This is a genomic window from Streptomyces sp. NPDC086777 (assembly GCF_040702065.1).
Taxonomy (GTDB): Bacteria; Actinomycetota; Actinomycetes; order Streptomycetales; family Streptomycetaceae; genus Streptomyces.
This window is the reverse complement of the sequence record NZ_JBFBJI010000012.1, coordinates 226,602-248,587: the sequence shown is the minus strand read 5'-3', so window position 1 is coordinate 248,587 and position 21,986 is coordinate 226,602. Positions and strand designations below refer to the sequence as shown.

25 protein-coding genes and 1 pseudogene are annotated in these 21,986 nt (G+C 72.4%); 14 read left to right on the top strand and 12 right to left on the bottom strand.

From position 1 onward, the window contains the following. The 4 genes and pseudogenes from AB0472_RS19415 to AB0472_RS19400 form a co-directional block, all read left to right on the top strand. The coding region (locus AB0472_RS19415) for a potassium-transporting ATPase subunit C (RefSeq protein WP_366357679.1) at positions 1-663 on the top strand (663 nt) is incomplete at its 5' end. Positions 664-671: 8 nt separating this feature from the next. Continuing rightward, complete coding sequence (locus AB0472_RS19410; protein ID WP_366357678.1) at positions 672-1,355, top strand: response regulator transcription factor; 684 nt, start codon at positions 672-674, stop codon at positions 1,353-1,355. 1 nt (position 1,356) lies between these two features. Then, positions 1,357-2,329, top strand: a pseudogene (locus AB0472_RS19405) (histidine kinase); the annotation flags it as partial. Positions 2,330-2,426: 97 nt separating this feature from the next. Continuing rightward, entirely contained in the window at positions 2,427-2,549 is a 123-nt protein-coding gene (locus tag AB0472_RS19400) for a hypothetical protein (RefSeq protein ID WP_366357689.1), read from the top strand. A gap of 31 nt (positions 2,550-2,580) precedes the next feature. Here AB0472_RS19400 and AB0472_RS19395 read toward each other — a convergent pair whose 3' ends face one another. After that, entirely contained in the window at positions 2,581-3,114 is a 534-nt protein-coding gene (locus AB0472_RS19395) for a universal stress protein (protein WP_366357677.1), read from the bottom strand. 322 nt (positions 3,115-3,436) lie between these two features. Here AB0472_RS19395 and AB0472_RS19390 point away from each other — a divergent pair, with 322 nt between their 5' ends. Next, positions 3,437-3,784, top strand: coding sequence for an SAV_915 family protein (locus AB0472_RS19390; RefSeq protein WP_366357676.1), 348 nt, complete (start codon positions 3,437-3,439; stop codon positions 3,782-3,784). Between the two features lie 55 nt (positions 3,785-3,839). Next, positions 3,840-5,174: a diaminopimelate decarboxylase gene (gene lysA / locus AB0472_RS19385; RefSeq protein WP_366357675.1), complete on the top strand. Its 1,335-nt coding sequence runs from the start codon at positions 3,840-3,842 to the stop codon at positions 5,172-5,174. A gap of 441 nt (positions 5,175-5,615) precedes the next feature. On the opposite strand, the gene AB0472_RS19380 is transcribed toward lysA, so the two are convergent. Both AB0472_RS19380 and AB0472_RS19375 read right to left on the bottom strand, forming a co-directional pair. Next, entirely contained in the window at positions 5,616-5,804 is a 189-nt protein-coding gene (locus AB0472_RS19380) for a hypothetical protein (RefSeq protein ID WP_366357674.1), read from the bottom strand. A gap of 54 nt (positions 5,805-5,858) precedes the next feature. Next, complete coding sequence (locus AB0472_RS19375) at positions 5,859-6,095, bottom strand: hypothetical protein (RefSeq protein ID WP_366357673.1); 237 nt, start codon at positions 6,093-6,095, stop codon at positions 5,859-5,861. Between the two features lie 252 nt (positions 6,096-6,347). Here AB0472_RS19375 and AB0472_RS19370 point away from each other — a divergent pair, with 252 nt between their 5' ends. Further along, entirely contained in the window at positions 6,348-6,581 is a 234-nt protein-coding gene (locus AB0472_RS19370; RefSeq protein WP_366357672.1) for a hypothetical protein, read from the top strand. 208 nt (positions 6,582-6,789) lie between these two features. Here AB0472_RS19370 and AB0472_RS19365 read toward each other — a convergent pair whose 3' ends face one another. Together AB0472_RS19365 and AB0472_RS19360 are read right to left on the bottom strand one after the other, a co-directional pair. Next, positions 6,790-6,996 (bottom strand): DUF5999 family protein, encoded by a 207-nt coding sequence (locus tag AB0472_RS19365; RefSeq protein ID WP_093505643.1) that lies wholly within the window; start codon positions 6,994-6,996, stop codon positions 6,790-6,792. A 365-nt stretch (positions 6,997-7,361) separates the two neighbouring features. After that, positions 7,362-7,946, bottom strand: coding sequence for a hypothetical protein (locus AB0472_RS19360; RefSeq protein ID WP_366357671.1), 585 nt, complete (start codon positions 7,944-7,946; stop codon positions 7,362-7,364). Between the two features lie 557 nt (positions 7,947-8,503). Between AB0472_RS19360 and AB0472_RS19355 the strand changes: the two genes are divergently transcribed. Both AB0472_RS19355 and AB0472_RS19350 read left to right on the top strand, forming a co-directional pair. Beyond that, positions 8,504-10,024 (top strand): glutamate--cysteine ligase, encoded by a 1,521-nt coding sequence (locus AB0472_RS19355; RefSeq protein WP_366357670.1) that lies wholly within the window; start codon positions 8,504-8,506, stop codon positions 10,022-10,024. Between the two features lie 232 nt (positions 10,025-10,256). Continuing rightward, the gene (locus AB0472_RS19350) at positions 10,257-10,997 is read left to right on the top strand and encodes a type II CAAX endopeptidase family protein (RefSeq protein ID WP_366357688.1); all 741 of its coding nucleotides are present in this window, start codon (positions 10,257-10,259) and stop codon (positions 10,995-10,997) included. Here AB0472_RS19350 and AB0472_RS19345 read toward each other — a convergent pair. Beyond that, positions 10,987-11,799: a PhzF family phenazine biosynthesis protein gene (locus AB0472_RS19345; RefSeq protein WP_366357669.1), complete on the bottom strand. Its 813-nt coding sequence runs from the start codon at positions 11,797-11,799 to the stop codon at positions 10,987-10,989. The two genes, AB0472_RS19350 and AB0472_RS19345, sit on opposite strands and share 11 nt — an antisense overlap. A gap of 440 nt (positions 11,800-12,239) precedes the next feature. After that, complete coding sequence (gene argG / locus AB0472_RS19340) at positions 12,240-13,688, bottom strand: argininosuccinate synthase (protein ID WP_366357668.1); 1,449 nt, start codon at positions 13,686-13,688, stop codon at positions 12,240-12,242. Positions 13,689-13,846: 158 nt separating this feature from the next. Here argG and AB0472_RS19335 point away from each other — a divergent pair, with 158 nt between their 5' ends. Beyond that, positions 13,847-14,482: a PadR family transcriptional regulator gene (locus AB0472_RS19335; RefSeq protein ID WP_366357667.1), complete on the top strand. Its 636-nt coding sequence runs from the start codon at positions 13,847-13,849 to the stop codon at positions 14,480-14,482. Positions 14,483-14,560: 78 nt separating this feature from the next. Here the strand turns inward: AB0472_RS19335 and AB0472_RS19330 are convergent, their stop codons facing one another. Further along, positions 14,561-14,989, bottom strand: a complete 429-nt coding sequence (locus AB0472_RS19330; RefSeq protein WP_366357666.1) for an SRPBCC family protein — start codon at positions 14,987-14,989, stop codon at positions 14,561-14,563. Positions 14,990-15,102: 113 nt separating this feature from the next. Continuing rightward, entirely contained in the window at positions 15,103-15,297 is a 195-nt protein-coding gene (locus tag AB0472_RS19325) for a hypothetical protein (protein ID WP_177233345.1), read from the bottom strand. 199 nt (positions 15,298-15,496) lie between these two features. On the opposite strand from AB0472_RS19325, the gene AB0472_RS19320 reads away from it, so the two are divergent. Both AB0472_RS19320 and AB0472_RS19315 read left to right on the top strand, forming a co-directional pair. Then, the gene (locus tag AB0472_RS19320) at positions 15,497-16,102 is read left to right on the top strand and encodes a Clp protease N-terminal domain-containing protein (protein ID WP_366357665.1); all 606 of its coding nucleotides are present in this window, start codon (positions 15,497-15,499) and stop codon (positions 16,100-16,102) included. Between the two features lie 46 nt (positions 16,103-16,148). Further along, the gene (locus AB0472_RS19315) at positions 16,149-17,117 is read left to right on the top strand and encodes an EamA family transporter (protein WP_366357664.1); all 969 of its coding nucleotides are present in this window, start codon (positions 16,149-16,151) and stop codon (positions 17,115-17,117) included. Positions 17,118-17,262: 145 nt separating this feature from the next. On the opposite strand, the gene AB0472_RS19310 is transcribed toward AB0472_RS19315, so the two are convergent. Then, positions 17,263-17,952: a pyridoxamine 5'-phosphate oxidase family protein gene (locus AB0472_RS19310; protein ID WP_366357663.1), complete on the bottom strand. Its 690-nt coding sequence runs from the start codon at positions 17,950-17,952 to the stop codon at positions 17,263-17,265. A gap of 36 nt (positions 17,953-17,988) precedes the next feature. Between AB0472_RS19310 and AB0472_RS19305 the strand changes: the two genes are divergently transcribed. Further along, positions 17,989-19,317, top strand: coding sequence for an aminotransferase class I/II-fold pyridoxal phosphate-dependent enzyme (locus AB0472_RS19305; RefSeq protein ID WP_366357662.1), 1,329 nt, complete (start codon positions 17,989-17,991; stop codon positions 19,315-19,317). Positions 19,318-19,511: 194 nt separating this feature from the next. On the opposite strand, the gene AB0472_RS19300 is transcribed toward AB0472_RS19305, so the two are convergent. After that, entirely contained in the window at positions 19,512-20,465 is a 954-nt protein-coding gene (locus AB0472_RS19300) for a DMT family transporter (protein ID WP_366357661.1), read from the bottom strand. A gap of 74 nt (positions 20,466-20,539) precedes the next feature. Here AB0472_RS19300 and AB0472_RS19295 point away from each other — a divergent pair, with 74 nt between their 5' ends. Then, entirely contained in the window at positions 20,540-21,442 is a 903-nt protein-coding gene (locus tag AB0472_RS19295; protein WP_366357660.1) for a LysR family transcriptional regulator, read from the top strand. 26 nt (positions 21,443-21,468) lie between these two features. Here the strand turns inward: AB0472_RS19295 and AB0472_RS19290 are convergent, their stop codons facing one another. After that, positions 21,469-21,930: a pyridoxamine 5'-phosphate oxidase family protein gene (locus tag AB0472_RS19290; RefSeq protein WP_366357659.1), complete on the bottom strand. Its 462-nt coding sequence runs from the start codon at positions 21,928-21,930 to the stop codon at positions 21,469-21,471. Positions 21,931-21,986 lie beyond the last annotated feature (56 nt).

Below are 21,986 nucleotides of genomic sequence, written 5' to 3'. Positions count from 1 at the left end.
AACTCCGTATCCAACACAGCCCGGTTGCTCGGGGCGGGGCTGCGGGCGCTGCTGGTGCTGACCCTGGTGACGGGCGTGGTCTACCCGCTGGTCGTCACCGGTGTGGCGCAGGCGCTGTTCCACAGCAAGGCGAACGGCTCCGAGATCAAGGCGGACGGCAAGGTCGTCGGCTCGTCCCTGATCGGACAGTCGTACGACCTGCCGCTGAAGAAGGGCCAGCAGACCCCGGACGCCGCCCTGCAGTGGTTCCAGGGCCGCCCCGCCAACGGCCTCGGCAGCAACAGCGTCAACACCCAGTACAAGCTGATCCTGTCCGGTGCGACCAACCTCGCCGCCGACAACAAGGTCCTCGTCCAGCAGGTGAAGGACGCCCAGGCCGCCGTCGTCAAGGACAACTCCGTGCCCGGCTACACCGTCAAGCCGTCGGACGTTCCCGCGGACGCGGTCACCTCCTCGGGCTCCGGCCTCGACCCGGACATCTCCCCGGCCTACGCCGACCTCCAGGTCCACCGGATCGCCGAGAAGAACGGTCTGCCGGTCGCCCAGGTGGAGAAGCTGGTGAAGGACCACACCACGGGCCGCACCCTCGGCTTCATCGGCGAGCCCCGGGTGAACGTCCTCGAACTCAACATCGCGCTCAAGGACCTGACCAAGGGCAGTTGAGAGAACCGATGACCCGAGTGCTGGTCGTGGAAGACGACCCCCAGCTCGTACGGGCACTCGTGATCAACATGCAGGCACGCCAGTACGGAGTGGACGCGGTGCCCGACGGCGCCACGGCCCTCCGGCTGGCGGCCGCGCGTCAGCCGGACGTGGTCCTGCTCGACCTCGGACTGCCCGACATGGACGGCGTCGACGTCATCAGGGCGCTGCGCGGCTGGACCCGCGTACCGATCCTGGTGCTGTCCGCGCGACAGGCCTCCGACGAGAAGGTCGCCGCGCTGGACGCGGGCGCCGACGACTACATCACCAAGCCGTTCAGCATGGACGAACTCCTCGCCCGGCTGCGGGCCGCGGTCCGCCGCACCGAGGACACCCCCCTCGGCCCCGAGACCACCCTGGTGGAGACGGCCGACTTCACCATCGACCTGCTCGCCAAGAAGGCGGCGCGGGCCGGTCACGACGTCCGGCTCACCCCCACCGAGTGGCACCTGCTGGAGATACTGGTCACCCATCCCGGCCGGCTCGTCTCGCAGAAGCACCTGCTGCGCGAGGTGTGGGGCGTCACCCAGAGCAACAAGACCAACTACCTGCGGGTCTACATGGCCCAGCTCCGCCGCAAGCTGGAGGCGGACCCCTCGCACCCCCGGTATCTGATCACCGAGCCCGGTATGGGCTATCGCTTCGAGGGATGACATGGCACGCGGCAGGCTCCGGATCTACCTCGGCGCGGCTCCCGGCGTGGGCAAGACCTACGCCATGCTCTCCGAGGCCCACCGCCGGATCGAACGCGGCACGGACCGTGTCGTCGCGTTCGTCGAATCACCACGACCGGCCGCGCACCGAGGTGATGCTGCACGGCCTGGAGGAGATCCCGCGCCGGGAACTGGGTTACCGGGACACGGTGTTCACGGAGATGGACGTCGACGCCGTCCTCGCCCGCCGCCCCCGGGTCGCCCTTGTCGACGAACTCCCGCACACCAACATCCCGGGCTCCCGCAACGCCAAGCGCTGGCAGGACGTCGAGGAGCTGCCGGCCGCCGGCATCGACGTCGTCTCGACGGTGAACATCCAGCACCTGGAGTCGCTGGGCGACGTCGTGAAGTCCATCACCGGGGTACGGCAGCAGGAGACCGTGCCCGACGAGGTGGTCCGGCGCGCCGACCAGATCGAGTTGGTCGACATGTCCCCGCAGGCCCTGCGCCGCCGCATGGCGCACGGCAACATCTACCAGCCGGACAAGGTCGACGCGGCCCTGTCCAACTACTTCCGGCCCGGCAACCTCACCGCCCTGCGCGAACTGGCCCTGCTCTGGGTCGCGGACCGGGTCGACGAGTACTTGAACGCGTACCGCAGCGAGCACCGGGTCTCGAAGATCTGGGGTTCGCGGGAGCGGATCGTGGTCGGCCTGACCGGCGGCCCGGAAGGACGGACCCTCATCCGGCGCGCGGCCCGGCTGGCCGAGAAGGGCGCCGGCGGCGAGGTGCTCGCCGTCTACATCTCCCGCAGCGACGGGCTCACCGCCGCCTCCCCGAAGGAACTCGCCGTCCAGCGCACCCTCGTCGACAGCCCCGCCGGTACCCCCGTGCTGGTCGAGGCCAGCTCCATGGCGGACCGGGTGGAGGTGCGCGTCGTGGACCGCGGGACCGGCGTCCCGGACGAGGCCAAGGAGCGCATCTTCGAGCCCTTCCGGCGCCACGGCGACTCACCGCGCGGCGCCGGGGGTGGGACTCGGCCTCGCCGTGGCCCGCGGCTTCGCCGAGGCGATGAGCGGCACGCTGACCGCCGAGGACACCCCCGGCGGCGGCCTCACCATGGTGCTGACCCTGCCGACCGCGCCGGGCCGCGGGCCGGGACGGCCGGACCTGCCGGCGGCCGTCACCTCGTAAGGCCGCTCCGGCGGCCGGCTCCGGCGGGTCGCTACGACAACTGCCGCGAGTCCAGCGGCAGATGCCAGCTGTTGCGGCGGTGCGCGGCGGCCAGCGTCTCCTCCAGCGGAGACGGCGGCACGGCCAGGACCGGGCAGTGCGCGTGGGCCAGGCAGTAGCGGGCCACCCGGCCCGAGAAGGCCCGGTGCCAGCCGCGCCGGCCCGCACCCACGACCAGTACGTCGTCGTCCCGGTCCGCCACCTCCACCAGGGACAGTCCCGGGGTGCCGCGTACCACGAGCCCGTGCACGGGGGTGCCGGTGCCGGCGTCGCCGAAGACGTCGTCCAGCACGTCGAGCAGCCGCTGCCGGGCCATCCGCTGCCACTCGTCGACCAACAGCATCGAGGCCGGCGAGCGCCGTGTGGCCAGCTCGCCGCCCGGCGGCTCCCACACCAGCACCGGCCACAGTTCCGCGTCCCGGCGCCGGGCCTCCGCGGCGGCCCGGGACAGGGCCGTGACGCTGCCCAGCGAACCGCTCACGCCGACCACGACCCGAACGGGCGCGCAGGCGTCGTAACCGGACATGACTCCACCGTTCTTCCGCAGCTGATCCGGGCAACTCCCGGGTCGGACGGGTACCCCGATCCGGTTCCATGACACTGCGCCGAACGGGTGACGGCCAGGGGCCGGGGCACTTCTTGGCACGCCTCTGACGGTTGCTGTGACCGGCGCCACCAGCACCGAAGAGGCCTCCGTCAGCGTCCCGTCAACGTCGTCGCGATCACCGTCAGCGTCCCGTCATGAGGCATCTCGCGGGCGCCGGCAGCGGGCATAGCGTCTTGGGCAAGCCCCGGCCGGCCTCCCCGCCGCCGGGGCACCAGCTCCTTCCTGTGCCAGGAGGCATGTCATGCCAGAACTCTTGTGCGGTGACGATCCGGAGCCTTCCGATCGCTCCCCGGCCGGACCCCTGTTCGTACCGGTCCGGCCGGGACCCGCGGGATGCGCGGCCCGGCTCTTCCGCACCCCGCTCGGCGAGCGCACCGCCGTCGGTTTCACCTCCGCCCGCGGACTCGCCGCCACGCTCGGCCCCGACCAGGCCTGGATCCGGCTCGCCGAACCCGCGCTGCGCGCCCTGGTCGGACCGCTGGGCGTCACCACCGTGACGGTCGACCCGCAGCTGTCGGCACCGGCCCCCGTGCCGGTCGCGCCGCTGCCCCGCCCCGCCGTCACCCTGCGGACCGTCGGTACCGCCTGAGCCGCCTGACCGTCCGATCCGTCCGATCCGTCCGAGTCCGAGAGGGAAGCGGTCGATGACCACCCTGCACGAACCCGTCGTCACCACCACGCCCGCCGATCTGTCGGTGTGGCCCGCCTCCACCACCGAGCCCCGGCCCGGCGACCTCGCCGTCGGCGGGGTCCCGCTCGCCGAGGTCGCCGACCGCTTCGGCACCCCCGTCTACGTCCTCGACGAGAACGAGGTCCGCGAGCGCTGCCGCACCTACCGCCACGCCTTCCCCGACGCCGAAGTCCTGTACGCCGCCAAGGCGTTCCTGTGCCGGGCGATGGTCCACTGGACCGAGGAGGAGGGGCTCGGCCTGGACGTCTGCTCGGCCGGCGAGCTGGAGCTGGCGGTCACCACCGGGTTCCCCCCGCAGCGCATCGTGCTGCACGGCAACGCCAAGTCGCCGCGCGACCTGGACACCGCGCTGCGGCTGGGCGTCGGACGGATCGTCATCGACAGCCCCTCCGAGATCGCCCGGCTCGCCGCCGCCGTCGGACCCGACGGGCACCAGAAGGTCATGGTCCGGGTGGTGCCCGGGATCAGCGCGGGCGGCCACGAGAAGATCCGCACCGGCACCGACGACCAGAAGTTCGGCCTGTCCATCGCCGACGGCTACGCCCAGCACGCCATCGCCCGGATACTGGACCAGCCGCAGCTCGAACTCACCGGCCTGCACTGCCACCTGGGCTCCCAGATCACCAGCGTCAAGCCGTACCTCGCCGCCGTGCGCCGGGTGGTCGGCCTCATGGCCCGGCTGCACGAGCAGCACGGACTGGTCCTGCCCGAGCTGGACCTGGGCGGCGGCCACGGCATCGCCTACCGGCCCGGCGAGGAGGCGCTCGACCTCACCGCCCTGGCCCGCAGGGTGCGTGCCGAACTGACGGACGCCTGCACGGCGGCCGGGCTGCGCATGCCCCGCCTGGTCATCGAACCGGGGCGGGCCATCGTGGGCCCCGCGGGGATCGCCGTGTACCGCGTCCTCGCCGTCAAGAAGACCGGCGACCACACCTTCGTCGCCGTCGACGGCGGCATGAGCGACAACCCGCGGCCCGCGCTGTACGGCGTCCGCTACGCACCCCGGCTCGTCGGCCGCCCGAGCACCGCGGCCACCGCCCCGGTGACCGTCGTCGGCCGGCACTGCGAGGCGGGCGACATCCTGGCCGCCGACGTCGAACTCCCCTCCGACCTGCGTCCCGGCGACCTGCTCGCGGTCCCGGTGGCCGGCGCCTACCACCTCTCCATGGCCTCCGGCTACAACCTGGTCGGCCGTCCGCCGGTCACCGCCGTCCGTGACGGCCACGCCCGGCTGCTGGTCCGGCGCGAGTCCCTGGACGACATCCGCCGCCGCGACGTCGGGCTCTGAACGGGCCTGTTCCCCGATCCTCCTCCGGGCGAGCGGCGGCCCGGCCCTCGCCCGGAGGTGCTGCATTGCCCGCCGCGACCCCCGGGCGGGCCGGCCTTTCCTCGCTCACCCATGCCGGCCGGCCCGCCCGGGCACCATCACGGGCGCGCGGACACCGCGCGGAGGCCGACCGTCCCACCGGCCTTGATGAGGCCCCGATGGCGTATGGCCTGGCACGTCGTGAACTGAGACCGAGGGTCCCCACTGCGCCCGGGGGAGGGTGACAAGCACCGCCTGACCAGCCTGGAAGGCCTGGCCGCGCTCTCCCTGGACGCGCTCAGCTCCGTCGCGTACCGCCCCGAGGCGATCGTGCCGGCCCTGGTGGTCGCCGGCACCGGCGCGCTCACCGCCACCCTGCCCATCACCCGCGCGATCACCTTCCTGCTCGCGGCGCTCGTCGTGTCATACGGGCAGGTCATCGCCGTTCACCCGGCCGGCGGTGGCGCCTACGCCGTCGCCGGGACCGACCTCGGTGCCACCGCGAGCCTGCTGGCCGCCGCCAGCCTGGTCGTCGACTACGTCCTCACCGTCGCCGTCAGCCTCGCCGCCGGTGCCGACGCGCTCGCCTCCGCGTTCCCGGCCCTCGCCCACGACAAGCTGCTCGTCTGCCTGGTCGCTCTGGCCCTGCTGACGCCCGGTCCACCGCTACGGCGTGGTGGCTCCGGCGCTGCTGGCCGCGCTGCTCCTGCTCGCCACCGACGCCGACACCCACCGGCTGCTCCCGCTCTTCGCCATCGGCGTCTTCATCGGTTTCACCCTCAGCCAGTCCGGCCTGGTCCGGCACTGGGCGGCCCAGCGCCCGGCCGGCTGGAAGCGCCGTGCGCTCGTCAACGGCACCGGCGCCGTACTCGCCACCCTGGCCGGGTGCATCCTGCTGTTCACCAGGTTCCTCTGCGGCGCCTGGGTGGTCGTGATCGCCGTCCCGCTGGAACTGGGCCTCGGCCGCATCCCCTATCCGCCCGCCCGGCGCACCGCCGGCCTGGTGATCGTGCCGATCGGCGAGGTCAGCAGGTTCGCCCGGCACGGCCTGGGCGCCGCCCTCGCCCTCGGCGACGAGGGGGTCGCGGTCGCGGTGCACGCCGACCCGGCCAGGTCCGGGCGCTGGAGGAGGCCTGGGCGCGCTGGAACCCCGGAGTGCGCCTCGACGTCATCGACAGCCCGCAGTGCTCGCTGGTGCGACCGGTCGTCGACTACGTGCAGCGGGCGGCGGCGGACGGCCGTCAGGTGGCCGTGCTCATCCCCGGGGTGGAGCCGCGGCACCGGCGCTACGAGATCCTCCAGAACCAGCGCGGCCTGCTCCTGGCCACCGTGCTGCGGGCCCGCACCGACGTCGTGGTGTGCATGCTGCCCTACCGGCTGAAGCTCTGACGGCCGCACGGTGTCCCGTACCTGCTCGGCGGGGTCGGGCAGCCCGCCCCCGGACCGGCCCGCGTCGCACTGAGCGCAGCGCCCGGCTACACCGGGTAACCGCCCCCGGACGCACGTCGGGGCCGGTCCGCACCGTGTGTGTGCGTCCGGCCCCTGCTGGTCGGCGGGCGGAGCGGCGGGGCCGCCCGCGGTGGTGCGGTGGGCCCCCTCAGGCGGCGGTCACCACGCGGGCGGCACCGAGCGGGCGGTGCGGCGCGATGATCTGGCCGTCGGGCAGGAGCTCACCGGTGTCCTCGAAGAGCAGAACGCCGTTGCACAGCAGGCTCCATCCCTGCTCCGGGTGGTGCGCCATGAGGCGGGCGGACTCCCGGTCGGCGGATTCGGCTGTCGGACACGGCGGCTGGTGCTGGCACATGGATAGGGTCTCTCGCTCGGTCGTGGTCATGTCGTCCCCCGTGCTGATGAGTCGGTCGGAACCCAGTGTTGCCTTCCGGGCGTTGCTCCGCAGGGATTTCGCTGCACCGCTTCTCACAGATTGGAGACGCGTCACCCACGCGGACGGTTCAGTTCCACAGGGTTGCCAATTCGGATGGTTCTGCATGGCCGGACCGGGCTGGTCCGGACGGTGGACCGGCACGAGGGAAACCCCGAGAAGGTGAATCTCCGAAACGCGGCTCTTAGGAGCGGTGAATTGCTCGTACGAGCGGGGAAAGGGAAACTCCCGGACACGCCCGTACCCCGCCACTTGTCCGGCAGCGGCGGGGTACGGCGGTTACGGCCTCAGGCGGGCGTGATGAGCAGGGGTGCCGAGGTGATCCGGTGGGTCAGCACCGGGAGGAGTTCGGCGACCAGGTGCGGCCGGTGGGCCGCGATGCCGGGCGGGGCGGGGGCCAGCGGCACCAGCAGGTCGGTGGCGGCCGGGTGCCCCTCGGCGCCGTCCGCCGTGCAGTCGCCGTGCAGCCACAGCGTGAGCATGTAGAGGCCCGGAAGGGACAACAGGCGCGGCTGGTAGCTCTGTTGCAGGGCTTCGGCCTGGTGCAGGGCGCGTTCGGTGGAGGTGATGTAGGGGCCCTCGAAGAAGTGCGAGAAGGCCCAGCCGTCCGGGGTGAGCATCGTCTCGGCCGCGGCCACCGCCCGGTCGCCGCAGCGGATCAGGAAGCGCCAGCCGGTCAGCCGGGTGGCGGACACGCCCTCCGGGGTGATGCGGTCCATGACGTGCACGGGAAGGGGGAGTTCGGGGGTCGTGGGTCCCTGGGCGGTGCGCAGGGAGGGGGTGCGGGCCTCACGGACCGCGGTCGGGGAACCGAGGGCGGTGAGGACGGAACGCAGTGCGGGCGCGGGGGCAGGAGGGACTTGCAGCGGCATGGTGGGTCGCCTCTCGTTCGACAGGCGCGGCGGCGCGAGGGCAGGGGCGGACGGCGCTGTCAGCTCACAGGAAGTCAGAGAGGCGGGGGCCCGGTTCGGTGACGAGAGGTGCGGGCGTTGCCTGCCGCACGTCGCTGAGGCGGCAGGAACCAGACCATGGGCGCCAGCCTTCTGCCTTGTTCGCGGAGTTTATACGACGCCTGTTCAGATGGTGTTTCACCGGGCCGTTTCACAGAAGAGAGCAAGGCGCAATTCGGCCAATGATTGGTGGGGAATCCTCCCGATTTCCAGCCCTCCGTAACCCCGCTGACCTCGGATTACGAGGCCGTCGCGGTCGGCCGGATGTCGTCGGCGTTTTTCACGAGGGGAACGGGGAACCCGAAGTTGCATGCGGCGTCATGCCTCGTGAATGTGCCGCGGGACACATTCCAACAGAGTAGCGGGTGCAGGTGCGGCGCGCGACGTTATCGATCGCTTCCGCTGGGCATCATCCCACCTGGACTCGGGACACCGGCGGCCGGGAAGCCCGGCCCGCCCATTCGAGGAGGGACGCTTCGATGGGGGAGAAGGTCGTGGCGGGCCGGTTCGACCTGTCCGATCGCCGGCAGTACCGCGAAAAGCTCCAGGACTGTCTGACGGGGCTGGAGCGGCTGCTGGTGGAGAAGCGGTTCGACCGCCCGAAGAACCTCATGGGAGTCGAGATCGAATTGAATCTCGCGGGCTCCGACGGCATGCCGAGAATGTTGAACGGACAGGTTCTGGAACGTATCGCGAGTCGCGATTTCCAAACAGAACTCGCCATGTTCAACCTTGAGGTGAACATTGCCCCACACCGGCTCGACGGGCGGGTTTTCGACCGGCTCGCGGAGGAACTCCGGACCTCGCTGGCGTACGCCGACCGCAAGGCGGGCGAGGTGGACGCCGGGATCGTGATGACGGGCATCCTGCCCACCCTGGAGCGGGACGACCTGGTCTCCGCCAACCTCTCCGAAGTGGACCGCTACACCCTGCTCAACGACCAGATCGTGGCCGCCCGGGGCGAGGACTTCCTGCTCGACATCGAGGGCGTCGAGCACCTCGTGTGCACGTCCAAGTCGATCGTCCCGGAGGCCGCCTGCACCTCCGTGCAGCTGCACCTCCAGGTCACCCCGGCGCGTTTCGCCGACGTGTGGAACGCGGCGCAGGCGGCGGTCGCCGCGCAGATCGCCGTCGGCGCGAACTCCCCGTTCCTCTTCGGCCGCGAGCTGTGGCGGGAGTCCCGGCCCCCGCTGTTCCTCCAGGCCACCGACACCCGCCCGCCCGAGCTCCAGGCACAGGGCGTCCGGCCGCGCACCTGGTTCGGCGAACGCTGGATCAGCTCGGCGTACGAGCTGTTCGAGGAGAACCTGCGCTTCTTCCCGGCCCTCCTCCCCATCTGCGACGAGGAGGACCCGCTGGCCGTCCTCGACGCGGGCGGGGTGCCCAAGCTCGCGGAACTCGTCCTGCACAACGGCACGGTGTACCGCTGGAACCGGCCGGTCTACGGCATCGCCGACGGCGTCCCCCACCTGCGCGTCGAGAACCGGGTGCTGCCGGCCGGGCCCACCGTCACCGACATCGTCGCCAACGCGGCGTTCTACTACGGCCTGGTGCGCGCCCTCGCGGAGGAGTCCCGCCCGGTGTGGACCCGGCTGCCGTTCGCCGCGGCCGAGGCCAACTTCGACACGGCGTGCCGCGACGGCATCGACGCACGCCTGGTCTGGCCGAGGCGGGCCCGGTACGGCGGCGGTACGGCCGAGGTGGACGCGGTCACCCTGGTCCGCGACGAGCTGCTGCCGCTGGCTCATGCGGGGCTGGACGCGTGGGGCGTGGAGCCCGCCGACCGGGACCTCTACCTCGGCGTGATCGAGGAGCGGTGCCGCAGGCGGGTCAACGGGGCGTCCTGGCAGGCGGCGACCTTCCACCGGGCACTGGAGCGGGGGCTGCCGAGGGACGTGGCGCTGGCGGCGATGACGCGGCGGTACGCGGAGTTGATGAACGAGGGCGAGCCGGTGCACACGTGGCCGGTGGGGTTGTTGGAGCCGGTGCCGCTGGGGTGAGGCCGACGGGGCTGCGGGGTGGGGGTGCGGCGCGTTGCCGGGTGCGGCGCCGTAGGGGCTGGTCGCGCAGTTCCTCCCGCCCCTTTCAGGGCGCTGGGGCGGGGGTCGGTCGTGTCTGCTTCGGGTTGATCGGGCAAGCTGTGGTGTCCCATGAGCATGGGGCGGCGGGTGTGCGCGACTGGAGGCGGATCAGGTGGCCGGTGCTTATCCACTGGAGCGGCCCTCACAGCGGATGTTCAGGGACGAGACGCTGCTCGTGCTCGGGCTTTCGCTCGGGGCGAGCGGAGTGTCCGCGCTGATCAGCTTCATCGGGTCGGTCACCAAACCGGGCGGCCTCAAGGACCAGGCCGCGACCCTCAACGCGTCGGCCGCGCCGGGACGCCCCTGGCTGGACCTGGCCTGGCAGCTGTTCGGCATCGCGACGGCGCTCGTCCCCGTCCTCCTCGTCGGCCACCTCCTCCTGCGCGAGGGCGCGAGCCTGCGCACGCTCGGCTTCGACCGCACCCGCCCCTGGCCCGACCTCGGGCGCGGTGCCGGGATCGCCGCGGTGATCGGCAGCACCGGCATCGCCTTCTACCTCGCCGCACGCGGCCTCGGCTTCAACCTCACGGTGGTGCCGGAGGCGCTGCCCGACGTGTGGTGGAAGTACCCCGTGCTGATCCTCTCCGCGATGCAGAACGCGATCCTCGAAGAGGTCATCGTGGTCGGCTACCTGCTGCGCCGCCTCGACCAGCTGGGCTGGACCGCCGGCACGGCGCTGGTGGCCAGCTCCGTCCTGCGCGGCTCCTACCACCTCTACCAGGGGATCGGCGGCTTCGTCGGCAACATGGTGATGGGCGTGGTCTTCGTCTACCTGTACCGGCGGTGGGGCCGGGTGGGCCCCCTGGTGGTGGCGCACAGCCTCCTCGACATCGGCGCGTTCGTCGGCTACGCGCTGCTCGCCGGCAAGGTGGGCTGGCTGCCTACGGCGTGAGCAGTTCGCCGTCGACGACGGTGACCGCGCGCCCGGTCAGCAGCGTGCGGCCACCACGCAGCGAGGTCCGGACGAGCCCGGTACGACGGGAGGCCTGCAGCCCCGTGAGATCCGTCCTCCCCAGCCGCCCGGACCAGTGCGGCGCGAGGGCGGTGTGCGCGCTGCCGGTCACCGGGTCCTCGTCGATCCCGACGTTCGGGAAGAAGCAGCGGGAGACGTAGTCGTACCCCTTGGCCGGGTCCTCGGCGCGGGCGGTGGCGATGATCCCGCGCGCGGAGTGGGCGCCGAGGCTCCTGTGGTCCGGGGAGAGGCCGAGGACCGTCTTCTCGTCGGCGAGTTCGACGAGCAGGTCGCCGATGTTCGCTCCGGTGTCGAAGCAGGCGACGGGTTCGGCGCCGAGCGCGCGGGCGACACCGTCGGGTGCGTCGACCCGGGTGAGCGGGGCGGTCGGGAAGTCCAGCGTGACGGTTCCGTCCGGACCGGTCGAGGCGATCAGAACCCCGCTCCGGGTGGCGAACCGCACCGGTCCGTGGTGCGCTCCCGCGGTGTGCAGCACGTGCGCGGTGGCCAGCGTGGCGTGCCCGCACATCGCGACCTCCGTGACCGGCGTGAACCACCGCAACGCCCAGTCCGCGTCGCCGCCCCGGGGCAGCGGGTGCGCGAACGCGGTCTCGGCGTGGTTCACCTCCATGGCGACGTTCTGCATCCACCCGTCGTCGGGAAAGGAGTCGAGCAGCACGACCCCGGCCGGGTTCCCGGAGAACGCCCGCTCCGCAAAGGCATCGACGATTCGAATCCGCATACCCCAGACGCTAGGGCTTCCACAGCAGGGCCGACCAAGGCCAATCCCGGACCCCTGGCCCGATTTCCACCGGCTGCAGCCGCACGGGGAGGCCGGGGTGTCGCTCACCGGCTGCCGCTGCGCCCACCCGTGCCGCCCGGCGGCACGCCTGCCCGCAGCTATGCAACTGACGCGACTGCAGCGCCCCTTCAGGGGCAGGGGGGACTGCGAGAGCAACCACGACGATGCCGCACTGGCTCACGGGTGGAGCCACCACGGCGCGCCCCTCAGGGGCGCTGGGGGTGCCCCCGGCCGAAGGCTGGGGGAGGAACTGCGCGAAAACGCACGACGGTGCTGCACCGGCTACTCGGCCGGGAGTCCCACGGCGCCGACGCCCGAGTGCACCCCGGCAGGACGAAGGGGGCCGACCCGTCACCAGGCCGGCCCCCTGAGCGGAACGCTCAGTCCGTGCCGAGCTCCATCGCCGCCCGGTCCAGCAGTTCGTCGGCGTCCGGCGAAGCCTCCCCGCGGGACGCGATCGCCTCGGCGCCCCCCTCCGGCATGTTGCCGATCAGCCCGGTCGCCGCCGCCTGCGCCGCCCCGATCGCCGGGTTGGCGGAGCCGATCAGCCCCAGCCCCGCGTACTGCTCCAGCTTCGCGCGGGAGTCGGCGATGTCGAGGTTGCGCATGGTCAGCTGGCCGATCCGGTCCACCGGACCGAACGCCGCGTCCTCGGTGCGCTCCATCGACAGCTTGTCGGGGTGGTAGCTGAACGCGGGGCCGGTCGTGTCGAGGATCGAGTAGTCCTCGCCGCGCCGCAGCCGCAGCGTCACCTCACCGGTCACCGCCGCGCCGACCCACCGCTGCAGTGACTCCCGGATCATCAGCGCCTGCGGGTCCAGCCACCGGCCCTCGTACATGAGCCGGCCAAGACGCCGACCCTCGTTGTGGTACTGCGCGACCGTGTCCTCGTTGTGGATCGCGTTGACCAGCCGCTCGTACGCGGCGTGCAGCAGCGCCATGCCCGGCGCCTCGTAGATGCCCCGGCTCTTGGCCTCGATGATCCGGTTCTCGATCTGGTCGGACATGCCGAGCCCGTGCCGGCCGCCGATTGCGTTGGCCTCCATGACCAGCTCGACGGCGGTCGCGAACTCCTTGCCGTTGATGGTGACGGGGCGGCCCTGGTCGAAGCCGATCGTCACGTCCTCGGGGAGGATCTCGACCGCGGGGTCCCAGAACCGCACGCCCATGATCGGCTCGACGGTCTCGATGCCGTTGTCCAGGTGCTCCAGGGTTTTCGCCTCGTGCGTGGCGCCCCAGATGTTGGCGTCGGTGGAGTACGCCTTCTCGGTGCTGTCCCGGTACGGCAGCCCGTGGGCCACCAGCCACTCGGACATCTCCTTGCGGCCGCCGAGCTCGGTCACGAAGTCCGCGTCCAGCCAGGGCTTGTAGATCCGCAGGTGCGGGTTGGCGAGCAGGCCGTACCGGTAGAACCGCTCGATGTCGTTGCCCTTGAAGGTCGACCCGTCGCCCCAGATCTGGACGTCGTCCTCCAGCATGGCCCGCACCAGCAGCGTGCCGGTGACGGCACGGCCCAGCGGGGTGGTGTTGAAGTACGCCCGCCCGCCCGAGCGGATGTGGAACGCGCCGCAGGTGAGCGCGGCGAGGCCCTCCTCGACCAGCGCGGCCCGGCAGTCGACCAGGCGTGCGATCTCGGCCCCGTAGGTGTGCGCACGGCCGGGCACCGAGGCGATGTCGGGCTCGTCGTACTGGCCGATGTCGGCGGTGTAGGTGCACGGGACGGCGCCCTTGTCGCGCATCCACGCGACCGCGACCGAGGTGTCGAGCCCGCCGGAGAAGGCGATGCCGACGCGCTCGCCGGCGGGAAGGGAGGTGAGGACCTTGGACATAGGAAGATTATGCATGAGAACGCATGACCATGCAACGCCCCTGTCGAAGACTTACCCGGGAGGGTGAGTGAGGGGCTTGTCATCCCGAACACTTCCGATATATCGTCGAGGCATCGCGAAAGATACGCGACAGATCAACGATGGATGGAGTGATTGCGATGCGTTCCCACGGATTCGAGCGTGGACATGGTCAGGCCGGCCCTCACCCGCACGGGCGGGGCGGCTTCGGTGGACGTGACGGCCGGCGTGCGGCGTTCGGGCCCTTCGGCCCGGGGGGCCCCGGCTTCGGTCCCGGCGGTCCCGGTTTCGGGCCGGGACACTGGGGGCCGCGCGGACGCGGTGGTCCCAGGGGAAGGGCGCGGCGCGGTGACGTGCGGGCCTCGATCCTGGCCCTGCTGAAGGACCGCCCGATGCACGGTTACGAGATGATCCAGGAGATCGCCGAGCGCAGCGGCGGCGCGTGGAAGCCCAGCCCCGGCTCGGTGTACCCCACCCTTCAGCTGCTGGAGGACGAGGGCCTGATCGCGAGCGAGAGCGAGGGGGGCAAGAAGCTGTTCTCCCTCACCGGCAGCGGCCGGACCGCCGCCGACGAGGGCCCCGACGCCCCCTGGGAGGAGGCTTCCCGCGGCGTGGACTTCGAGGCCCTGAGCGAGATCCGGCAGGCCGGCTTCGGTCTGATGGAGGCCTTCGGGCAGGTCTGGAAGACCGGCAGCAAGGAACAGCGCGAGAAGGCGCTGGCCGTCATCAACGAGACCCGCAAGAAGCTGTACCTCATCCTCGCCGACGAGGCCTGACCCTCGGCGGGGAGAGGGGGCCGGGCGCGCCCCGCGGAGTGATCCGCGGGGCGCGCCTTTGGCTGTGCCGGACCGCCCCTACGCCACCAGGCCGCCCAGCTTGCGCAGCGACTCGTTGAGGGCCGCCGTCGCCGAGTCCCTGAGCTTGCCCGCCATCAGCGACACCGCCGCGCCCGTGAACTCGCCGTCGATCCGCACCTCCGTCGCGCCCTCGTCCGGGGTCAGCGTGTAGCGCGTGGCGACGGTCACCGCCATCGGGCCCTTGCCGCGGATCGCCAGCACCCGGGCCGGCTCCAGCTCCTCGATGGTCCACTCGACCTCCGCCGGGAAGCCCATCAGCTTCATGTTCTCCTGGAAGGTGCCGCCCACCGCCAGGGTCTCGGGGCCGCCCTTGGGAAAGTTGGTGTGGGTCGCGTTCCACTCGCCGTACGCCGACCAGTCGGTGAGCTGTGCCCACACCTTCTCGGCCGGTGCCTGGATGCGTGCCTCCGCGCTGACTTCGGCCATCGGGCCACCCCTTCGTGTCGGGCTACGGTGTCGCGGAACGTAGCCGCAGGGCCTCGAACATTCAATACTGATGAACCGTCAGGAAATGTGCCGATCGGGGAGCGCCCGTCGGCTCAGCCGACCCGCCGGATCAGCGCCGCGTCGAACAGGTCCCACGCGCGCGGCAACGCGCTCTCGTCGTGGCAGTGCCAGGCGTCCCAGAACAGGTCCGCGAGCAGCGCGTCCGCCGGGGCGTAGACCCGGTACACGTACTGCCGGCCGTCGACCGCCGGCAGGGCGACCAGCCAGCAACAGCACCCGCTCTCCACGTCAGTGGGAGACGTCCGGAGGGTGTGCGACGGTTGCGTATGGGGCGCACGGCAAGACGGCGCGCGCCCGCCGCCCGGAATCGGCCTGATCTCATCCGCAAGGAGGAGATTCCGACCATCCGCGTCCACTCTGCGTGGGACGCGAAGATGCTTCCCCCTGCCGATGACTCAGGCCTCTGGGATTGATGGGGTAAGGGGTGTGCAACCCCGTATTCCCCGCCAGCCCGCCCAGGACCGGGGCGGCATCCACGCGGACGGCGATGCCGGGCTCGGTGCCGAGTCGGCAGCGGTGGTCGCGGGTGCCCGCCGCCGGGCCGTGCGGGACGGGGACCGTCAGGTCGACACCGCCCATCTGCTGCACTCGCTGATCGAGTACGACCCCGAGGTGCGCGCCGTCATCGGCGACGCCCCCCAACTGGCCCGTCTGCTCGGCTACCTCGTGCAGCGCAGCATCGGCTACGGCCTGCGCTGGCAGGGCGGGGTCGAGGACTCCGGCGCGCTGCCCGCCCTCGCGCACGCCGGGGGACGCACCGAGGGCAAGGGCGACGGTGCCTGGTCCCCGGTGGCCGCGGCCGCCCTGGAATACGCCCGCAGCCGCGCCCGGCGGCGCGGCGCGGCCCACTCGGACGGCATCGACCTGCTCGCGGGGCTGGTCCTCGACCCGGAGTCCCGGGCCGTCGAGGTGCTGGAGCGGGCCGGGGTGGCCGCCCGTCGACTGGCCGTGCGGATAGACGGCGACCGGGCGGTCGGTGCGGCCGGAGCCGTCCCGGACGCCGAGGGGGAGCGTCGCACGTCCAGCCGGTGAGACAGGTGTCATAAGGGATGACGCTCATGTCGCCTGCTGGCATCATGTGCCGGTGCACACCACTGACAGCAGCCATGGAAAGGGCTTCGGGCTCTCCCTCGCCTTCGGGTCGGCGCTCGCCTTCGGCGGCTCCGGCGTCGCGGCCAAGCCCCTGATCGAGGCCGGGCTGGCGCCGCTGCACGTGGTGTGGCTCAGGGTGGCGGGCGCCGCCCTGGTGATGCTGCCGTTCGCCGTCCGCCACCGCGACCTGCCCCGCCGCCGGCCGGCGCTGCTGGCCGGGTTCGGCCTGCTCGCCGTGGCCGGTGTCCAGGCCTGCTACTTCGCCGCCATCTCCCGGATACCCGTGGGCGTGGCGCTGCTCGTGGAGTACCTCGCGCCCGCGCTGGTGCTCGGCTGGGTCCGGTTCGTGCAGCGACGGCCGGTCACCCGCGCGGCCGCGCTCGGCGTCGTCCTCGCGGCGGGGGGCCTCGCCTGTGTGGTGGAGGTGTGGTCGGGGCTGCGGTTCGACGCGCTGGGGCTGGTGCTGGCACTGGCGGCCGCATGCTGCCAGGTGGGCTACTTCGTGCTCGCCGACCACGGCGGGGGCGAGGAGGTCGATCCGCTGGGGGTGATCGCCTACGGGCTGCTGGTCGGCGCGGGCCTGCTCACCGTGGTGGCCCGGCCGTGGGAGATGGACTGGTCGGTGCTGGGCGGCTCCGCGCGCATGAACGGTACGGCCGTGCCGGCGGTCGTCCTGCTGGGTTGGATCGTGCTGGTCGCGACCGTCGTCGCGTACGTCACCGGCGTGGTGTCGGTGCGGCGGTTGTCTCCGCAGGTGGCGGGGGTGGTGGCCTGCCTGGAGGCGGTGGTGGCGACCGTGCTGGCCTGGGTGCTGCTGGGGGAGCGGCTGGGTGCGCCGCAGGTGGTGGGCGGAGCCGTGGTCCTGCTGGGCGCGTTCATCGCACAGTCCTCGACCCCGGTGGCGGAGTCGGTGGTGAGCCGGAGCACGGCGAAGGAGCCGGTCGCCTCGGCCTGAGCGTGCCGCGGCACCTGCCGCGGGCCGTCGGAGCCGTGGTGCGTCCGCGGCAGGTGCCGCGGCCGGTCGCGCGGTTCTTCCCCCGGCCTTCCGCCTTTCGTCGGGGAGCCCCGAGCGCCCCCGAAGGGGCGCGTCGGCCCGTGCCTCAGGTGCCCGTCAGGTACGGCGGCACCGGAACGTCCGCCGCCAGGTCGTCGTTCGCCACCGGAACGCCGTAGCCCTTGCGCAGCGGCAGTACGCCCGCCCAGTGCGGGAGGTCCATGTCCTCCGGGTCGTCGTTCGCGCCGCCCGTGCGGGTCTTGGCGGAGACCTCGTTCAGGTCGAGGCGGATCACCGCGGTCGCGGCCAGTTCCTTCTTGTCGGCGGGGCGGGAGTCGGCCGCCCGGCCCGGCACCACGTGGTCGACCAGGGCGTCCAGCGCGCGGCTCTTTTCTGCGACGTCGGTGACCTGGTGGGCGATCCCGTGCACCACCACGGAGCGGTAGTTGACCGAGTGGTGGAAGGCCGAGCGGGCCAGCACGAGGCCGTCGACATGGGTGACCGTCACGCACACCGCGAGTCCGGGATCCGCCTGGCCGGTCATCCGCAGCGGACGCGAACCCGTCGAGCCGTGCAGGTAGAGAACCTCGCCGACCCGGCCGTACAGCGTCGGCAGCACCACCGGCGCACCGTCCCGCACGAATCCGAGGTGGCACAGGTAGCCCTCGTCGAGGATCGCGTGCACCAGCTCCCTGTCGTAGGACGCCCGCTCGGCGGAGCGGGTGGGAACGGTGCGGTCGGTCCTGGCATAGGCGGCAGGCTGGGCCGGGACGGTCCCCGGTACGGCTGTCTCCATTGCGGATCTCCATTGCACTAGTGCATAATGTTGTTTGTGCTAGGAGAATATCGGATCGAAGGCCGTGGCGCAGCAGAGATCGCGGCCGACGTCGAGCGCGCGGTGGGCGCCGGGGAGCTGGAGCCGGGGCAACTGCTGCCCCCGATGCGGGAGTTGGCGGCCAGGCTCGGGGTGAATCCCAATACGGTCGCGGCCGCGTACCGCACCCTGCGCGAGCGCGGGGTCATCGAGACGGCCGGCCGGCGGGGCAGCCGGGTCCGGCCGAAGCCGGCCACCACCGGACGGGACCAGCTCCCCGACGTCCCGGCGGGGGTGCGCGACCTGTCCTCCGGCAACCCCGACCCCGCGCTGCTCCCCGCCCTCGCGCCGGTCCTGGCGGCGGTGGCCACCGAGTGCGACCGCGACCCGGTCCTCTACGGCGCCGACCCGGTCGAGCCGGAGCTGGAGCGGATGGCCCGCGCCGAGCTGGCCGCCGACGGCGTGCCCGACGCTCCGCTCACCGTCACCTCGGGTTCCCTGGACGCGGCCGAACGCGTCCTGCTGGCGCATCTCAAGCCCGGTGACGCGGTCGCCGTCGAGGACCCCGGCTGGAGCCGCACCCTGGACCTGGTCCCCGCGCTCGGCCTGCGCACGGTCCCGGTGGCCGTCGACGACGAGGGGCCGCGTGCCGACGCCCTGCGCCGGGCCCTGGAGACCGGCGCGCGCGCCCTGATCGTCACGGCCCGGGCGCACAACCCCACCGGTGCGGCGGTGAGCGCGGCGCGCGCACGTGCCCTGCGGGCCGTCCTGCGCGCACACCCGCACACCCTGCTGATCGAGGACGATCACGGCCACGGCATCGTCGACCTCCCCCTGCACCCCCTGGCGGGCGGCACCCACCACTGGGCCTTCGTCCGCTCGGTCGCCAAGGCCTACGGCCCCGACCTGCGTCTGGCCACCCTGTCCGGCGACGAGGTGACGGTCGACCGGGTGCGGGGGCGCCTGCGCCTGGGCCCGGGCTGGGTGAGCCGGCTGCTGCAGCGCACGGTGGTCCGGATGTGGGCCGACGGGGTGGTGGACGGCCCGGCGGTGGCGGCGGAGTACCGGGCCCGCCGCGACCTCCTCGTCGACGCGCTCGCGGACCACGGCATCGAGGCGCACGGACGCAGCGGCATGAACGTCTGGGTCCCGGTCCCGGACGAGACGGGCGCGGTGTCGGGGCTGCTGCACGCGGGCTGGGCGGTGGCGCCGGGCGCCCGCTACCGGCTGGCGACCCCGCCGGGCATCCGCATCACCGTCTCGACGCTGACCCCCGAGGAGGCCGGTCCGCTGGCGGCGGCGGTGGCGAGAGCGGTGACGCCGGCAAGGGGGCGCGTCCAGGCGTGAACATCCTGCTGGGGGCGCCGAGATCTGCCATGTGCCGTGTGCGGTCTGCGGTCTGCGGTCTGCGGTCTGCGGTCTGCGGTCTGCCGTCTGCGGCGCCGTCGTGGCTGGTTGCGCAGTTCATCCCGCAGCCTTCGGCCGGGGGCACCCCCAGCGCCCCTTCGGGGCACTCGGTTGTCAGTGCCCCTTCGGGGCGGTCAGTCGGTTGTGTTCTTTCGAGGGCGTTGTTTCGCCTGGGTGAGGGCCGCTCCTGCGAGGACGATCACCGCGCCCACCGGCGTGCTCCACCGCAGCGACTCGCCCAGCAGCGCGACGCCCGCCGCGGCGGCGATGACCGGGATGAAGTAGGTGACCATCTGGGCGGTGGTCGGTCCCACCTCCGCCACCAGCCCGTACTGGACCAGCACCGCGAGCCCCGTCCCCAGCGCGCCGAGCGCGGCGATCGCCAGCAGCGGCACGAGGGCGAAGTGCGCCGGGAAGGACGTGAACAACGGCGTCACCACGGCCAGTTGCACCGTCGCCAGCAACAGCTGCGCGCCGGTCGTCGCCAGGTGCGAGTCGCCCGTCCCGGCCAGGGTCCGCCGGACGTAGATCCATCCGATCGGATAACTCAGCGACGCCAGCAGCGCCATGAGCGTCCCGGTGACGTCCAGGCCGTGGAAGCCCTCCCAGGCCCCCAGCACCGTCAGCACACCGATGAAACCCAGGCCGAGTCCGGCGAACCGGACCCTCGTCGGCCGGTCCTCCGACAGGGCCACCAGGGACAGCACCATCCCCCACAGCGGCGAGGTCGCGTTGCAGATCCCGGCCAGGGTGGACGGAATGGTCAGCTCCGCGTAGGCGAAGAGGGAGAACGGCAGCGCGTTGAGCAGGAACGCGGCGACCGTCAGGTGCCCCCAGGTGCGGGCGCCGCGCGGCAGTCGCTGCCGCTTCACGGCCATCGCCACCGCAAGGACCGCCGTACCGAACACCAGCCTGCCGAGCGTGACCTGGAACGGCGCGTAGCCTTCCGTCCCGACCTTGATGAAGAGGAAGCTGAATCCCCAGATCAGGGAGAGGACGCCGAAACGCAGCCGCCAGTCGAGGCGGGGGCGGGCGGGAGCGGTGGCAAGGGCGGGCTCGCCGCTCGCGGTGGTGGTCACGGTGCTCATGCCCTCAACCATGCTGGAGGCGATCTCGTAGCACAATCGAGATTTCTCACCGGTTACCTCTTAGAATCGCTTACATGTTGAACCTGGAGCGCCTGCGCACCCTCGACGCCCTCGCCCGGCACGGCTCGGTCAGCGGCGCCGCCGAGGCCCTGCACGTGACCACGTCGGCGGTGTCGCAGCAGATGGGCAAGCTGGAGCGCGAGGTGGACCAGCAGCTCCTCGCGAAGAACGGCCGGGGCATCCGGCTCACCGATGCCGGGCGGCTGCTCGCCGAGCACGCGGCCCGGATCCTCTCCCAGGTCGAGCTGGCCCAGTCCGACCTGGAGGCGCACCGGGGCCAGGTCGTCGGCGAGCTGCGGCTGTCCGCGTTTCCGACGGCCGCCCGCGGCCTGTTCCCGACCGCACTGGCCGCGCTGCGCGCCCGGCACCCGGCGCTGCGGGTCCGCTCCAGCGAACTGGAACCGGAGAACGGCATCGCCGGGGTCGTGCGCGGCGACCTCGACCTCGCCGTCGTCCTGGACTGGTACAACAAGCCGATGCCGGTGCCCGACGGACTGGTCAAGGCGCCCCTGCTGGACGACCCGGCCGAGGTGGCGCTGCCGACCGGGCACCGGCTCGCCGACCGCGGGGAGGTGGACCTGGGGGAGTTCGCCGAGGACGAGTGGATCACCTGGGGCGAGGGCGAGTTCTGCCACGAGTGGCTGATGTTCACGCTGCGCTCACGCGGCATCGAGCCCATCGTCGGGCACCGCGCGGCCGAGACCCACACGCAACTCAACCTGGTGGCCGCCGGGCTGGGTGTCTGCATCGCCCCGCTGCTGGGCCGGCACCCGATGCCGGAGGGCGTGGTCATGGTGCCGCTGACGCAGCGGGTGCGCCGCCATGTGTACGTCGTCTGGCGGGCCGACGCCGACCGCCGCCCGTCGATCCGGGCGGCGGTGCAGGAGTTGCGCGGCGCGGCCGAGGCGATCGCCTGAACCCGTCTGCCCGAACCGCCTTACGCCTAGCCGAGCTTGCGGAAGTCCCAGGAGGCGGTCTTCGTCGGCGTGAGCCGCGCCCAGGCGTGCCGGCCGTCGTGCGGCATCTCGTCCAGGCCGAAGTTCTTGCGGGCGAACACCGTCTCGATGTAGTCCAGTTCGGCGACCAGCTCGCCGGTGCGCGGGACCTCGCCCACGAACTCGACGGTCCCTCTCAGCTCGACGCCGCGCAACTGGTCGTACTCCTCACCGGAGTCGACGACGACCGCCACCCGGGGGTCACGGCTGAGGTCCTTCCAGCGCTGGCTGCGCACCACCGAGTAGAGCCACAGGGACGTGCCGTCCCAGGCGAACCACAGGGCGCTCACGTGCGGGGCACCGGACGCCGAGACGGTCGCGACCCGGCAGGTGCGCTGTGTGGTGAGGAACTCGTCCAGCTCACCGGGCGTCATCATGATCTTCCGGCCCCGGCGCTGAGTGACGGTCATGCGGCCCCCTCTGCTTCTGTCTCTTCTTCCGTTCCCGCGTGATGGCGGTTAGTGTC